The sequence below is a fragment of the Woodsholea maritima DSM 17123 genome (assembly GCF_000382325.1).
GTDB lineage: Bacteria > Pseudomonadota > Alphaproteobacteria > Caulobacterales > Maricaulaceae > Woodsholea > Woodsholea maritima.
The window spans coordinates 17,433-33,192 of the sequence record NZ_KB908061.1 but is presented as its reverse complement, the minus strand read 5'-3'; the positions used below and the strand labels follow the sequence as shown (position 1 = coordinate 33,192).

General features: G+C 56.8%; 11 protein-coding genes. 5 read left to right on the top strand and 6 right to left on the bottom strand.

Translation table 11 applies throughout. The annotated features are described in order from the left end of the window. The first annotated feature begins 48 nt into the window (after positions 1-48). The 3 genes from H151_RS17210 (at position 49) to prfB (ending at position 5,168) form a co-directional block, all read left to right on the top strand. Positions 49-1,314 (top strand): N-acetylmuramoyl-L-alanine amidase, encoded by a 1,266-nt coding sequence (locus H151_RS17210; protein WP_156823507.1) that lies wholly within the window; start codon positions 49-51, stop codon positions 1,312-1,314. A 144-nt stretch (positions 1,315-1,458) separates the two neighbouring features. After that, positions 1,459-3,963 (top strand): penicillin-binding protein 1A, encoded by a 2,505-nt coding sequence (locus H151_RS0113065; RefSeq protein WP_019962114.1) that lies wholly within the window; start codon positions 1,459-1,461, stop codon positions 3,961-3,963. Between the two features lie 91 nt (positions 3,964-4,054). Continuing rightward, positions 4,055-5,168 (top strand): peptide chain release factor 2 gene (gene prfB, locus H151_RS0113060; RefSeq protein WP_156823506.1). Its coding sequence is split into 2 segments (ribosomal slippage): positions 4,055-4,123 and positions 4,125-5,168, totalling 1,113 coding nucleotides; the frame shifts between segments, so codons are not numbered across the junction. Positions 5,169-5,243: 75 nt separating this feature from the next. Here prfB and H151_RS0113055 read toward each other — a convergent pair. From H151_RS0113055 to H151_RS0113040, 4 genes are all read right to left on the bottom strand, one after another. Beyond that, on the bottom strand, positions 5,244-5,660 hold the full coding sequence (locus H151_RS0113055; protein ID WP_233354587.1) for a bactofilin family protein: 417 nt from the start codon (positions 5,658-5,660) through the stop codon (positions 5,244-5,246). Positions 5,661-5,733: 73 nt separating this feature from the next. Continuing rightward, the gene (locus H151_RS0113050; RefSeq protein WP_019962111.1) at positions 5,734-6,963 is read right to left on the bottom strand and encodes a M23 family metallopeptidase; all 1,230 of its coding nucleotides are present in this window, start codon (positions 6,961-6,963) and stop codon (positions 5,734-5,736) included. A gap of 113 nt (positions 6,964-7,076) precedes the next feature. Next, a complete protein-coding gene (locus H151_RS0113045) occupies positions 7,077-7,907 on the bottom strand; it encodes a ferritin-like domain-containing protein (RefSeq protein ID WP_019962110.1) in 831 nt (276 codons plus the stop codon). 18 nt (positions 7,908-7,925) lie between these two features. Then, positions 7,926-8,402 (bottom strand): peroxiredoxin, encoded by a 477-nt coding sequence (locus H151_RS0113040; protein ID WP_019962109.1) that lies wholly within the window; start codon positions 8,400-8,402, stop codon positions 7,926-7,928. A gap of 98 nt (positions 8,403-8,500) precedes the next feature. On the opposite strand from H151_RS0113040, the gene H151_RS0113035 reads away from it, so the two are divergent. Next, on the top strand, positions 8,501-12,094 hold the full coding sequence (locus H151_RS0113035) for a YhdP family protein (protein WP_019962108.1): 3,594 nt from the start codon (positions 8,501-8,503) through the stop codon (positions 12,092-12,094). A gap of 369 nt (positions 12,095-12,463) precedes the next feature. Here H151_RS0113035 and tyrS read toward each other — a convergent pair whose 3' ends face one another. Continuing rightward, entirely contained in the window at positions 12,464-13,720 is a 1,257-nt protein-coding gene (gene tyrS, locus H151_RS0113030) for a tyrosine--tRNA ligase (RefSeq protein WP_019962107.1), read from the bottom strand. Positions 13,721-13,793: 73 nt separating this feature from the next. On the opposite strand from tyrS, the gene H151_RS0113025 reads away from it, so the two are divergent. Beyond that, on the top strand, positions 13,794-14,900 hold the full coding sequence (locus H151_RS0113025; protein WP_019962106.1) for an anhydro-N-acetylmuramic acid kinase: 1,107 nt from the start codon (positions 13,794-13,796) through the stop codon (positions 14,898-14,900). Between the two features lie 54 nt (positions 14,901-14,954). On the opposite strand, the gene H151_RS0113020 is transcribed toward H151_RS0113025, so the two are convergent. Continuing rightward, positions 14,955-15,626, bottom strand: a complete 672-nt coding sequence (locus H151_RS0113020) for an alpha/beta hydrolase (RefSeq protein ID WP_019962105.1) — start codon at positions 15,624-15,626, stop codon at positions 14,955-14,957. Between the last annotated feature and the right edge of the window lie 134 nt (positions 15,627-15,760).

Genomic DNA, 15,760 nt, shown 5'->3' with positions numbered 1-15,760 from the left:
CCAGAAACGGGTAAAAACCCAAAACGGGTAGATGTGCAGGTGGTGGAAATGGCAGTGACACGCAAAATGCGACGCGGCTGGTGTCAGATTTGCGCCGGGGTTTCAGTCCTGGCGATGATGATCGCTGCGCACGGGGTGGCTTTGGCCAATCCTGAAGTGACGGCCATTCGCTTCGGCGAAGGTGAAAACTCTACCCGCATTGTCGTTGAAACCTCTGAACCGGTTGAGTTTCAGGCCTTTACCATGGCTGAACCGGGTCCGCGCCTGGTGATGGAACTCCCAGAGGCGCTATGGGCCGTTGCCAGTCTTGCCACCGGTGAGGGGGCAGGGCGCGGCCATGTTTCCAATTTCCGCTTTATCAGTGGGGCTGGCGGGCGTTCTCGTCTGGTCTTTAACCTCACCGGGCCATCTCAAGTCAGTCAGACCTTGAATTTGGAACCGGGTGAAAGCGGCAATTATCGCCAGGTGATTGATATCGCTACGGCTGAGGCGTCGGTTTTTCAGGCCAGTTCGAGTGAATTTCCCGCCTCGACCAGTATTGATCAATTGGTCGCAGAGCGCGCCCATGCGCGCTATGACGCTGGTCAATGTGGTCAGATCCGCGTCGTGATTGATGCCGGTCACGGCGGGCGTGATCCCGGCGCAGCGGCGAGCCATGGCGGCCATCATGAATCGCAGGTCAATTTGGCCGCCGCTTTGGCGCTGCGCGATATTCTGTTGGCCACGGGCCGATATGAAGTTGTGATGACCCGCGATAGCGATGTCTTTATTGAATTGGAAGACCGTATTCGGATCGCCCAAGATGCCGATGCGGATCTCTTCATCTCTTTACATGCGGATGCGGTGGCGTCGGGCTCCAGCGCACGCGGGGCGACCGTTTATACCCTGGCCGATCGTGCGGTAAACCGTGCGCGCAACCGGGCTTTGGATCATTCCGATGGCTTCTTATCGAATGGCTATGCCCAGCCGGTACAGGATTTGCTGCTGGATATGTCGTTGCGCGAAAAGCGTAATCAGTCTTTGGTCTTTGCCCAGGATTTGATCGGGCGCGTTGGCGGTATGGCCCCGGTGCTGGATCAGCGCCCGCGTCAGGCTAATTTCTATGTCTTACTTGATTCACAAGTGCCTGCAGTGCTGTTTGAGATGGGCTTCCTGACCAATCGTGATGATGCCCATAACCTTAATAATGCCCGTTTCCGCCAGCGTTTGATGGCCACGGTGGCCGAGTCCATCGACCATCATTTTGAGCGCTGTCATAGCCCGAATAATCCGACTTATACCGCGACTTTGAACCGCGCGAGTGCGGCGCAATAAGATATTTGCGCATATCAGGCTTGATTGACATAAGAAAGACTGGTTAAGCCGTCCCAAAGCGGCCATAATGGGGCCTGAATAGAGCTTCTTTTTTATGAATCTCTATCGGGGGATAGATGCGACGCCATCAGGCGCGAGGGTAGAATGAAACTTCTCAGCTGGACATGGATCGGCCGGATTATGCTCTGGGGCGTAATCACGGCTTTTGTTTTAGGCGTCATCGCCTTGATCGCGGCGGCCATTTATGTGGTGCGCGTGACCGATGATCTGCCTGATTATCAACAGCTGGCTGAATATGAGCCGCCGATTATGAGCCGCGTTCACGCTGGTGATGGCCTGTTGATCGCAGAATATGCCCGCGAGCACCGCGTCTTTGTGCCGATCGAGAACATTCCCCCGCATGTGATCCAGGCCTTTATCGCGGCAGAGGACAAGAATTTCTACGAACATAGCGGTGTGGATCTGGTCGGTATGATCCGCGGCGGTATCCGTTCGGTGTTACAGATCGCATCTGGGCGCGGCGGGCCTTTACAATCGGGCTCAACGATTACCCAGCAGGTCGCGAAAAACTTTCTTTTGACCTCGGACCAGAAAATCGACCGTAAAGTGCGAGAGATCGTCATTGCCCGGCGTATGGAACGCGCCTTCACCAAGGACGAGATTATCGAGCTTTATGTCAACGAGATTTATCTTGGCAATCGCTCTTACGGGATTGCGGCGGCGGCGCTGAATTATTTCGGCAAGTCCCTGGATGAGCTGGATCTGGAAGAGGCGGCCTATCTGGCGGCCCTCCCCAAAGCGCCCAGCAATTATAATCCAGAGCGCTATTATGATCGCGCGGTGACCCGGCGCAATTATGTGATCGGGCGGATGCTGGAAGACGGCTATGTCACCCAGGCCGAAGCCGATGGCGCGATGGCGCGTCCTTTGGAAACGCGTGACCGTCTGGAAGGTGAGACCTATCTGGCAGCGGAATATTTTGTTGAGCAGGTTCGCCGTCAAGTCTTTGATCGTTATGGCGAAGATCAGCTTTACGATGGCGGGCTGTCGATCCGCACGACGCTGGACACCCGCATGCAGATGGCCGCGCGCAATGCGCTGCGCAAAGGTCTGGAAGACTATGATCGCCGCCATGGCTATCGCGGGGCTTTGGGCCAAATCGCGCTGAATGGCGATTGGCAGACGGCCTTGGCCGAATTTGATGCCCCCGCCGATATTGATGAGAGCTGGGCCGTCGCCGTCGTGCGCACTTTGCGCGATGACCGCGCGATCTTGGGCCTTGTCGATGGGCGCGACGTTTATGTGACGCGTGAGGCGCTAAGCTGGGCGCGGGCACCAGGGCGCACCCAATCGGGCTTCCCCACGGTAGGGGCCGCGCCATCGCGACCAAGCGATGTGTTGAATGTCGGCGATGTGGTTCTGGTTGAGCCGTTAAGCGGCGAAGCTGATGGCGATGAGGCTACACCCGCCGATGCCTATGGTCTGCGCCAGATCCCGGCCGTCAATGGTGCGATCATTGCGCTGGACCCGCATACGGGCCGGGTTTTGGCCATGGTGGGCGGCTATTCTTTCCAGCAGAGCCAGTTTAACCGCGCCATGCAGGCGCGCCGCCAACCTGGGTCATCGTTCAAGCCTTTCGTTTATGCGGCCGCGCTGGATCATGGCTATACCCCAGCCTCGATCATACTGGATGCACCCTTTGCGGCTTCGGGCGGCGGGGATATGCGGTTCTATCGTCCGCAAAACTATTCTGAGGAGTTTTATGGTCCATCGACCTTGCGTCTGGGCCTGGAAAAATCGCGTAACGTCATGACTGTGCGCCTGGCGCAAGATATTGGCATGGGGCCAATTGCGGAATATGGCGAGCGCTTTGGTCTTTATGATCATCTTGATCCGGTTCTGGCCATGTCACTTGGGGCCGGGGAGACCACACTCCTACGTTTGGTGTCGGGTTATACCGCGCTGGTCAATGGCGGGCGCTTGATCGAGCCGACCTTGATTGACCGCGTCCAGGATCGCAGCGGGCATAACATCTATATCCATGATCCGCGCGCGTGTGAAAATTGTGAAATGCTCGATTGGTCACCGGCGGTGGAAGAACCCTTCCTGCCAGAATTGGGCGAGGAAGTAATCTCGCCTGTGACGGCCTATCAGGTTGTTCACATGCTGGAAGGCGTCGTCGAACGCGGCACCGGTACGGCGCTGCGCTCCCTCGGTCGGCCTTTGGGCGGTAAAACCGGGACCACGAATGATTTCCGCGATGCGTGGTTTGTGGGCTTCAGCCCGGACCTGATTGTGGGGGCCTATGTCGGCTTTGATAGCCCGCTGCCTTTGGGCCAGGGGGAAGCCGGGGGCCGGGTCGCGACGCCGATCGTGCGCGATTTTATGGAGCCGACCTTAGCCAATTACCCGATTGCGCCCTTCCGCGTGCCTGAAGGCGTGCGGTTTGCGCCTATCAATGCGCGCACGGGCGAGCCCTCTGCCATTGGGGTTCCCGGCACGATTTTGGAAGCCTTTAAACCGGGAACTGAGCCGCAGCGCGGCCAAACGGCGGTGGAAGAAACTTTAAGTTTTGGCCGTGGCAGTCTGGATTCCTCCACTCCGGTGGAGGATGAGACTGAACAAGAAAGCCTGGGCGGCTTGTATTAAGCCGCCACTGGCGTTATTCCATGCGCCCCTTACTGCCTTCATCAAAGGCAGGCTTTAGCGTTATTGATGAGTATAGGAGCGATGCACCGCCATGCGCGCTGACATCCAGAATTTAAAAACCGCCATCGAGCAGTCAGCGGAACTGCTAAGGAGGCGTCTTTGACTGGGATACGGCCCAGAAACGTCTAGACGAATTAAATGCGCGCGCGGAAGACCCCAGCCTGTGGGATAGTCCGCAGGCCGCCCAAGCGCTGATGCAAGAGCGTAATAAGCTCGATGCCGCGATGAAAGCCGTCACCGAGATTGAATCGGATTTGGCCGATAATCTGGAGATGGCTGAGCTGGCCGAGATGGAAGAGGATGAAGACCTGTTCCAAGAGGCGCTCGCGGCCCTGAAAAGCGTGCAGGAAAAGGCCGGCAAGGCAGAATTACAAGCACTGCTGTCTGGTGAAGCCGATAGTAATGATAGCTATCTGGAGATCCATCCCGGCGCGGGCGGGACAGAGGCGCAAGATTGGGCCTCAATCCTGACGCGGATGTATTCGCGTTGGGCCCAGGCCTCGGGCTATAAAGTCGAAGTGATCGAAGAACAGGCCGGGGAAGAGGCGGGGTTGAAATCAGCTACGCTTCTCATCAAGGGCGAAAATGCCTATGGCTGGCTGAAGACTGAGGCTGGGGTGCACCGTCTGGTGCGGATTTCCCCCTTTGATAGCTCAGGCCGGCGCCATACCAGCTTTGCTAGTGTTTGGGCCTATCCTTTGGTCGATGACACGATTGAGATTGAGATCGAAGAAAAAGATGTGCGCGTTGATACCTATCGCGCGTCCGGGGCTGGGGGCCAGCACATCAACAAAACGGACTCCGCCATTCGTCTGACCCACATCCCCACCGGGATTGTGGTGCAATGTCAAAACGATCGCTCACAACATAAAAACCGCGCCACGGCCTGGAACATGTTGCGCGCGCGTTTATATGAGCTGGAATTGCAAAAGCGCGAAGAGGCCGCCCAGGCCCAAGCTGAGTCCAAGACCGATATCGGTTGGGGCCATCAGATCCGCTCTTATGTGTTGCAGCCCTATCAGATGGTCAAGGATTTGCGTACCCAGGTCGAAACCTCTGACACCCAAGGGGTGCTGGATGGGGATCTTGATGCCTTTATGGCCGCAGCGCTCTCGCAGCGCGTCGGCGCGAACAATGAGGACTAAGCGCGGCTTTGCGTGAGGCAGATATAAAAAAGGCGGCTCAATGAGCCGCCTTTTTTGTACGAAAACGCTTAGGAATTACCCCACAGCAGGTTTTGGCGCATTGCTGCTTGCCGGTGCAGGCGGTGCGCTAACGCTGGGTTTGTCATTGGCAGGCTTGGCGCTGTCAGAGAGCGGATCAGAATTGCGACGGCAGTGACCATCAAAATACGCGCCGCTTTCCACGGCCAGGGTCGCGTGAATGATGTCGCCTTCAACGCGCGCGGTTGCGGCAAGCTGAACCTGACGCGCGCGGATTGAACCCACGATACGGCCGCGAACCACAACGGTTTCTGCGATCACTTCGCCATTGACGGAGGCTTCTTCGCCGATGGTCAGCGTTACAGCACGCACATCACCATCAACAGAACCATCAAGTTGGACTTCACCCTCAGAGGCAATCGAGCCTTTGACGGAGAGGTCAGCGCTTAAAATGGATGGAGCTTTGGATTTCATAGCAGACCTTTTCGCTGGTGAAGGCGATGCGAAATTTTGCGCATCAAATTCGGGGCTTGGCGTATCTTTAGGTTTATTGAACATAGTGTCCAGCTCTTAAAAATCGTTCCGGGTCCTGGGTTTCCCCGTTGAACCACACCTCATAGTGTAAGTGCGTTGCGGTGGATCGACCTGAAGAGCCCATGCCCCCAATGCGTTGGCCTTCAACCACCTCATCGCCGCGACGTACATCTATCGAACGAAGATGACCATAGCGTGTCATAAAGCCATAGCCATGATCAATATCGACACATCGACCATAACCCGAACGCCAGCCCGCGTAAACGACGCGCCCCGGTGCGGTGGCTAAAATAGGTGCATTTGAATAGGCGGCAAAATCTTTACCCGCGTGGAACGCCGCGCGGCGGGTGAACGGATCAAGGCGCGGACCATAGGGCGAGGTCTCGCGATAATTATCCCCAACCGGACGTGCCAAAGGCGTGGAACGCAAAGCCGCTTCGAGCGTTTCAGTTTCCAGGATGCGCGCGGCAATGCGCGCAACCCGCGCATCGAAGGGATCTTCAGGATCAAAGTGTTCGCCCAGTACGCCTGATTGTTCCAGCGTAATCAATGGCCCACCCGCAGGCTCTTCGCCATTGCCTTCCTCGATGACATCATCGAGGCGCAGACCCGTGAGGCGTAAGATATTGCGGAGGTTGTCTGCGCGCGATTCCGCTGAATCTTCAGCGCGGGCCAAAACGGCGTCCTGTTCGCTGATCAGCGCGGTCACTTGGGATTCAGCGCTATTATCAAGCGGTGAGTCGACACGGATCGGCGTCAAGCTGGCGCGCGGGGCCGGATCCGCCGGGGCGGCGGCCATCAAAACCCGTCCGCCATCCAGGCTAGGGCTTTCGGAGCCATCGCCAATTTGTAAATCTTCAGCGAAATCTAACAAACGGCGTAAGGTTTCATGACGCAGGCGGAATTCACCGGCTGTACGAGAAAACTCATCCGTCTGCGATTCCAGAAGCGCGAGTGCGGAGGCTTCCGCCGCATAGGCTTCTTCGGTAAGTTGTTGATATTGGGCTTCCATCTGCGCCAAGCGCGATGCGCTTTGATGGGCATTATGGACATTCAGCCCGATATTGATCACGCCGACAGCCACGACCACCGATAGGACAATCGCCACAGACAAGGCGGCAACCTGCATAGCGGTCGTGATCGCGAAATAGCGCACTTCGCCATCGCTGCGATGATAAATCTGACGCTCAGGAAAGCGTTTTTTTAACGCGTCCCAAGGTCCATCAATCACACGTTTAATCATGAGACTTCGCCCACACTTCTGCCCATGACCCCCTCAGTCGTGACGACAATGACACGATTGGAAAGAAAATATCAATCACTTCTCTGCAAGCGGTGGGCCGATTTTCCATTTTTTTACGATTTCACAGCCAGAGGTTGGTATAAAGATGGCTTCATTCCCGCTTTGAGCCGGGCTTGGATGTTGAAAGGTAATTTTAATCCACCTTTGAAGCGTTCACGCACGATGGTCTGAAAATAAGGTTCGGGGTCTTGGCCTTCATAAGCGCTTAAAACCTTGAACCAGCGCGCCCCAGCACCGACATGGGCGACTTCCTCCTCATAGATCACCTCTAAAACCGCTACGCTTTCAAAGTCTTCGACGGATTTTAGCTTTTCAATCATCCCTGGGGTCACATCCAGTCCACGCGCTTCTAACACCATGGGCGCAATGGCGAGTCGCGCGGCGAGGTCGTCTGAGGTGTCCATCGCTGCATCCCACAGGCCATTATGCGCCGGTAAGTCCCCATAATCGCCGCCTAATTCGGTTAACCTTTTCCTGATCATCTGAAAATGACGCGCTTCGTCCTCGCCCACTGTGATCCAATCGCTGATAAAATCACGGCGCTCGTCCTCGCTCAGGCGTGGATCTGCGCCAAAACGGGCCACCATATCAAAGGCCAGATCAATGGCATTGAACTCGATATGGGCGACGGCGTGCATCAAAGCGAAACGCCCCTTGGCAGAGGTCAGGCGCCGGCGCGGCACTAAACCGGGCACCACCAGTTCGGGCTGAGCAGGGCGCGCGGGCGTTGCAGGCGGATGGCTGGCTTCACCGCGATCAGGCAGGCGATAGTCACCCGCACGCCAAGCCTTGGCGACGGCAAAGGCGCGCTCGGCCTTGTCCTGGGGCTCACCGGCGGTAAGGACCAGGCAAGCGGCGTCTAAAATGGAAAGCGAGCGGGTCATTGTGGTCTTGAACGCGAACTAGGCGGCGTTGAGCGCTTTGACGCTGGCCAGCACTTTATCCACATGGCCGGGCACGCGGACATTGCGCCAGAGCGCTGCGATATTGCCCGCCCGGTCAATGACAAAGGTCGAGCGCTTCATGCCCATAAAGGTCCGTCCATAAAGTTTTTTTTCGCCCCAGGCCCCATAAAGCTCTGCAATGTTCGTCTCAGCGTCAGAGGCCAGCGTAATAGTCAGATCGTGTTTGGCGATGAATTTTTCATGCTTGGCCACATCATCTTTGGATACGCCGATGATAATCGCGTCCTCAGCGGCGAACGCGTCTTTTTGCGCACTGAATTCAATTGCTTCTTTGGTGCAGCCCGGCGTATCGTCTTTGGGATAGAAATAGAGAACGACAATTTTGCCTTTGAGGTCCGTTAAACTGACATTGCCTGCGGTATCTGTGGGCATTTCGAAGTTTGGGGCCTTGTGCCCAAGGGCAAGTTCGCTCATCAACACATCTCCCGATATCAAGGGGTCAAATTTGGTGGGGCAAGATCAGGCACGCCGCGCGCGCCGTCTAGCCCTGGGCCTGTAATGAATGAGAGACGATGCGTCGCACCGCCCAGTATGCTCTGCTTTATGTCTTGGAAGGCTTAGCCATTTTTATGGCTCTGGTCATTTTTGGGCTGGCTGCGATTTTATGGCGTCTGGCCTCTGGACCGGTTGAGGTTGATCTTCTTCGCCCGCTGATTACCGAGCAATTGATTAAAGCTTTTGACGGCGATGTCGCCTCGGTGGGGGGATTGCGGCTGGGCTTCAATCCCGATAATGCCGCCTTGATTGTGACGGCAGAAGATTTATCGGTCGCACGGCGCGGCGGGGAAGTTATCGCCGCCACACGCCATATTGAGGTCGGGGTCGCGTTGGATTTGCTGCTGATCGGTGAGATCAGCCCTGTCAGCTTAAAGGCAGAAGGCGGGGTCTTTACCGTCGGGCGCAATAGCGAAGGCCAGATAGTGGCTCAGCTGGGTGCGGGCGATGTGGATCTCGGCGCGATGATGAGCGCGCAAAGCGTGCCTCAATCCCAGGGTCCGTCGCAAATCCGTCCTTTACTGAAAAGTCTGATGGAGGAGGGGACCGATCACCTTCTGCCGCGATTGCGCGAGATTGATATTCGCCAGGCGGATATCCGTGTTTTTGATGCCGTAAATGATTTCGTCGCTGTCATTGAGGACGGTGAAGCCAGGCTTATCCGGAGCAATCGTCAAATCGCTTTAGAGGCTGAGGGCCAATGGTTGACTTCAGCGGGGCCTGCGCCTTTGTCGGTGCGGTTTGAAACCGGCTCACATCTGGAAAGCCTTCTTGTGGATGTGCGGGTCACGAACCTCAATCCAGCCGTGGTGGCCCCGCGCAGTGGGATTCTGGCGCAATTGGGTCAAGTCGATGTGCCCTTGGACCTGGAACTGGTGTTGGATGCGGCGCGTGATACGGGGTTAGGCGCAGTCATGGTGCGCGCCCGGGCTGGTCAGGGTGTTATCCATCACGCCAGTAAAGACTATGCGCTCAACGCGGCTCGCTTACATTTGGCCTATGATACCTTGGCCAATGAGATCCAAATTCATGATTTGGTGGTCGATGGAGAATTACTCAATCTAGATGTCACGGGCCGACTCTATGAGTTTTCAGGCTTCGAGACCTCAATCCCCTCTACCTTGCGCTATGATTTAAGCTTGGTGCCGGGGCGCTTTGAATGGCCGGGCTTTTTCCGTGACCCGATCATTTGGCAATCCATCGATTTATCCGGTGAGATGCGCCCGCTACGACCCGAAATCACCTTTGAACGTCTGGACATTGTTTTGCCGAAGGCGAGCGCGCAGTTCACCGGGGCTGTTAGCTTGGATACGATTGATACCGGTGGGGTTTACCCCAGTGTGAACCTAGTCGGGCCCATTGAAGGCGATCTCAGCACGGATGATGTCTTAGGCTTGTGGCCGATTGATTTTGCAGTGGGTGCGCGCGATTGGCTGGCCGAGAGTATCTTAGGTGGGCGTCTGTTTGATGCGCATATGGATATGTCCTTGAAAGGGCAAGATATTGCTGATCGTACGATCCCGGATGAAGACCTGGCGCTAAGCTTTCATTTCTCGAACGGGGATGTGCGCTATATCTCGACCATGACGCCCCTTTTGGGGGTTGAGGGATCTGCAACCCTGTTCGGTAATGGCTTTGAGCTGTCCAGCACGGGCGGGATGATTGGTGATCTCGTCATGGAACGTTCTTATGTGCGCATTGATCAATTAGAGCCCAAGGGTGGGCTGGCGGTCTTTGGCGGCGTCGGTCATGGCAAGGCGAGCGATTTTATTGCGCTGATTGATGAAGAGCCCTTGGGTTATGCTAGCCAATATGGCCTTCGCGCCAGTGATTTCGGCGGGCGCGGCAGGTTGCAGTTCTCGATCACGCGCCCCATGCTTTCTGAAGTGCCGATTGAAGATATTGGCTTCGATATTGAAGGCGATTTTGAAGACATCACCGGGCCCTTGGTCTTTGGTCCTGATGCGGGCATGAAAGATGGTCCGCAGGTGGAAGATGGGGTCATGCATTTGACCGCAACCCCAGACGGCATGGTGGGCGAAGGCCAAGCGATTGCTGCGGGCATTCCGGCGCGCATTCGCTGGGAAGAAAATTTCAAAGCCCCCGATGATGAGCCTTCGACCACGATGCATATTGAGGCCAGGGCACAGGCCCGGGATTTGGCGCGCCTGGGGATGCCAGTGCGCCGGTTTTTAGATGGCCCCATGGGACTGGTGGTGAATGCGCGAGGTAAAGGCGTTGATTTCAGTACCTTGCAGATGGACTTAGACCTGAGCGATACGGCGATCTCCGCGCCGATGGATCTTTGGCAAAAAGCCCCTGGAGATGCCGCCAACTCACGCCTGGAAGTTCGTTTCAGCCCTCAAGGGATCAGTCTTGAAACCTTCTCTTTAAACGCGGGGGATGCCGAGATTGAAGCCAGCGCCATGATCGATCATGGCGGGCGCCTTCTCCAAGTGAATGCCGAGCGGTTGAGCCTGACTGGCCTGATGGATTTAGCCGTGCGCGGATCGCGTCCTGACGGTGTCGAGGGGCCATTGCATCTGGCGGTCACAGGGGCATATCTGGATGCCATGACGCTGGTTGATGCGATATCCAGCAACTCAGCCCCCGCGAACAATGGCGAAGAGGAGGGGGCAAGCGCCGTTTCCAGTGATGGCGAACGAGAACCGTTTGAGAGTGATGCACCGCCTTTGATTGTCGAGGCTTCCATTGAGGCCATGGACTTGCGCGATGTGCGTTTTACCAATGTGGATGTTTTGGTGCACTCTCAACTGGAAGGCGTGGAGCGTTTTGCGCTGTCTGCTTTAGGCCCTGGCGGCCCCGTTGAAGTTTATTTCCAACCCAATGATGCCGGTACGGCGCGCGCGCTGTCGCTCACTGGGGGGAGCGCGGGGACTTTGCTGACAGCGGCCACCGGGTTTAGCCAGATTGAGGGCGGAAACCTGACCCTGGTCGGTGAAGCGCCTTTGCTGGGTCAAGAGGGCCCCATTACGGGCCGACTGGATATGGGCGCTTTTCGCCTGGTGCGCATGCCCTTGCTGGCGCGGATTTTGGCGGCAGGATCCTTTGAGGGCCTGGGTAGCTTGTTAAGTGGGGAGGGCTTGGTGTTTGAGCGCTTCTCCAGCGACTTTACCTGGCAAAACTCGACCCTGGAGATGCGTAATGCGCGTGCGGTCGGCCCCGCACTAGGGATTACCTGGGATGGGGTTGTGGACACGTCTGAGCAACGCTTGGCGGTCGATGGCACGATCTTGCCCTCTTATGGGGCGAACTCAATCCTGGGCGGATTACCGGTTCTGGGCGAGCTGATCACCGGGCGGCGCGGCGAAGGCATTATCGGCGTAGTCTTCGCTGTAGAGGGCCCTTTCACGGGCACGCGCGTTTTCGTCAATCCGCTGTCCGCGCTGGCACCAGGGATTTTGCGCCGGATCTTTGAAGGCACTTCGGCAGAGCGTGAGCTGGAGGCGTTGGAAGCACAACGTGAGGCGATGGATGCGGCGCGTGAATTAGAGGCCGAAGCGCAAGAGGTGCGTGAAGAGGTCGATGCCGCAGTTGAAGACCTTCCGCGCGAGTTAAAGGATGAGCCTGCGTCTGAGGGGGACGAATAGGGCGGGTTTGGAACTGAGATTTTGCGGTCGCATTGCGTCTTGAAATCTCATGTCTGTCATCCCCGACTTGATCGGGGATCTATCTCCCTAAAAGGGCAAACTCAATAGATCCCGGGTCGCGCTTACGCTTGCCCGGGATGACACTCTTAGTTTGAGAATCTCGCTTCGCGTGCACTTGCGCTCCCTTATGGAGCGATGGACCCCGGAACAAGTCCGGGGCCGCGCATGTAGAAAATCATCCTTGAAGACTATCCGGGTTCCCGGCCCAGCGAAGCGCAGAGCCGGGATCCATACTTCACGAAACGTCTGGCAATTATCAAATGGACCCCGGATCAAGTCCGGGGCCGCGATGCTTAGTCTTTGTGCGACCTAGCCCGTGACTTTGACCAGGGCATGATGCTTCTTACCCACGGAAAGGCGGATAAGGCCGTCTTCCAACAGGTCTGGGTTCAAGATGAGATTGGGGTCACTGACCGCTTCGCCATTGACCTTGACGGCGTTTTCCTTGGCTTTGCGTTTGACCTCGCCCTTAGAGCCCGCAAGGCCGGTGCTCACCAGCGCATCACCCAACATGATCTCACCGGCGCTGAGTTGGGCCTGTGTCACCTCCAAAGTGGGAAGCTCAGAGCCCGCCCCACCGCCGGCAAATGTCTCCTTGGCGGTCTGTTCAGCGCGTTCTGCCGCCTCACGACCATGCAAGAGGGCCGTGGCTTCATTGGCCAGCACGGTTTTAGCCGCATTGATCTCTGCGCCCTCCAGCGCTTCAAGACGTGCGATTTCGTCCAACGGTAGATCTGTGAAGAGGCGCAGGAAGCGCCCGACATCGCCATCTTCGCTATTGCGCCAGAACTGCCAATAATCATAGGCGCTCAGGCGATCTTCATTGAGCCAGATCGCGCCATCGGCGGTCTTACCCATTTTCGCGCCTGATGCGGTAGTAATCAAAGGTGTGGTAAAGCCATGAACCTGAGTACCATCCACGCGCCGGCACAGCTCCACCCCGTTGATGATATTGCCCCATTGGTCCGCGCCGCCCATCTGCAAGGTCAGTTTATGACGCCGGTTCAGCTCCAGGAAATCGACCGCTTGCAACAGCATATAGTTGAATTCCAAGAAGGTGAGGGGCTGTTCACGCTCCAGGCGTAGCTTCACACTGTCAAAGGTCATCATGCGGTTGATGGTGAAGTGACGGCCATATTCGCGCAGGAAATCGAGATAGCCATAGCTGCCCAGCCAGTCATCATTATCAACGACCAATGCATCTGTGGGACCATCCCCGATGGTCAACAGCTTTTCAAAGGGCTTTAAGATCCCGGCTTTGTTTTCGGCAATGACCTCGGGGGTCAAGAGCGGGCGCGAAGTGTCTTTACCCGAGGGATCGCCGACCTTCGTGGTGGCCCCGCCCAAGAGGATGACCGGCTTATGCCCGGCCTGTTGTAAGCGGCGCAGCATCATGATCTGCACCAGCGAACCGACATGCAGGCTGGTTGCCGTACAGTCAAATCCGATATAGCCGGTGATCGGGCCTTGATGGGCGGCGGCGTCGAGGCCTTCTAGATCGGTCGCCTGATAGAGATAGCCACGATCCACAAGAGCGGAGATAAACTCAGATTTGTGTTCGGTCATGGCGATAGCTCCATTTATGGCTTAAGAAGACTGCGCTTCTAGCAAGAGAAGCTAAGATTAGGGAAGAGCGAAGATGCGTATTGTCGGTTTGATGAGTGGAACCTCGCTTGATGGGGTGGATGGCGCGCTGTTAGAGACCAATGGCAACCGCATTTTAGGCTTTGGCCCGACCTGTGACCGGCCCTATGCCGCCCATGAGCGAACAATCCTGGAAGACGCCGTCGAGGCCGCCTTGATCTGGCGTTTCCAGGGTGAGCGTCCTCGTATTTTTGCAGACGCCGAAGCGGTTCTAGAGGCCGTCCATGCGGAAGTGGTTCAAGAGGTGTGTCGGGCGGGCGGTTTATTACCCTCAGAGCTGGATGGCGTGGGGTTTCACGGCCAGACCGTGGTGCATGAGGCCCCGATCCCTGAAGGCCCCGGGCGAACCTGTCAGATTGGGTCGGGGCAAAGATTGGCCGAGCGTTTGGGGTGCCGCGTGGCTTATGATTTTCGCTCGCACGATATGCGCGAAGGTGGCCAGGGGGCCCCTTTGGCTCCGATTTATCACCGCGCTTTGGTGGAGGCTGCGGGCCTGGAAAGGCCCATCGCCGTGCTTAATCTGGGCGGCGTGGGTAATATCACCCTTATCGAAGCGGACGGCACATTGACGGCCTTTGATACCGGGCCCGCCAATGGCTTGATTGATGCCTTCGTTCAGGCCCGTCAGGGCTTGGCCCATGATGCAGATGGAGCCTTGGCCGCACAGGGGCGTTTGCATGAGGCCGCGCTGGCAGAGCTGTTGGATCACCCCCATTTCACCACGCCTGGTCCCAAATCCTTAGACCGTTGGGATTTTTCCTTGGAACCTGTCGCGAATTTAAGCGATGAAGATGGCGCGGCGACCTTGACCGCCTTTACTGCAAAGACTGTCGCGCTGGGCCTGGAGCACATCACGGCCCGGCCCAGCCGGATCATTGCCTGTGGCGGGGGGCGTAAGAATAAAACCATGATGGCATTGATCGAGGCGGCCTGCGGCATTCCGGTGATGAGTGCGGAAAGTGTCGGCTGGCGCGGGGATATGATCGAGGCGGAGGCCTTTGCCTTTCTGGCGGCGCGCACCTTTATGGCCCTTCCCATCAGCTTTCCCGGCACGACGGGCGTGATGGAGCCCCTAACCGGCGGTGAAGTGGCCTTTCCTTAGGGCACAAAAAACCCGGCACTAGGGCCGGGCTTTATTGAAATGTAACGCTGGGACTTAAGAGCGCGCAGAAATTTTTGGCGCGTTCATAATCGACAAGCGGTGATCGAGATAATTGCTCGACAACAGCTCCAGCTCTTCCAAATGATGGGTGAAGAGGTGCGAGGCATTGGGCACGATGGTGCGGGTAATCTCAATACCTTTTTGGCTGCGCACCTTGCTCATCACGCGTTCCATCTCATCAGGAGGCACGATGGCATCTGATTCGCCATGAACAATGATGCCAGAGGCCGGGCACGGAGCCAGGAAGGTGAAATCATACATATTGGTGGGCGGTGAGACCGAGATGAAGCCTTGGATCTCGGGCCGGCGCATCAAAAGCTGCATGCCGATCCAAGCGCCGAAGGAATGCCCGGCCACCCAGCAATAGGGCGCATTCGGGTTATAAGCCTGTACCCAATCGAGAACCGTGGCGGCGTCAGACAGCTCGCCCAGGCCTTGATCATACTGGCCTTCACTGCGTCCAATACCGCGGAAGTTGAAGCGGATGGTCGAAAAGCCGCGTTCCTTGAACATGTCATACATCATCAAGGTCACAGGGTTTTCCATATGACCGCCCCCCTTGGGGTGCGCATGCAGAACAATGGCGACAGGTGCATTTTCACGATCGCCGGGGGCGTATCGACCTTCGAGGCGGCCAGCTGGGCCAGGGATAATCACGTCAGGCATGGGCGTCTTATCGCGTCCTTTCGTTATACCTGAGCTGCATACTTGGTCTTTTATTTCCCACCAACAAACGCTACAACGCGTCGCATGGCGCAATAGTTGACTTCGCAGCTAAGGTTCTTACATCTGAACCTACT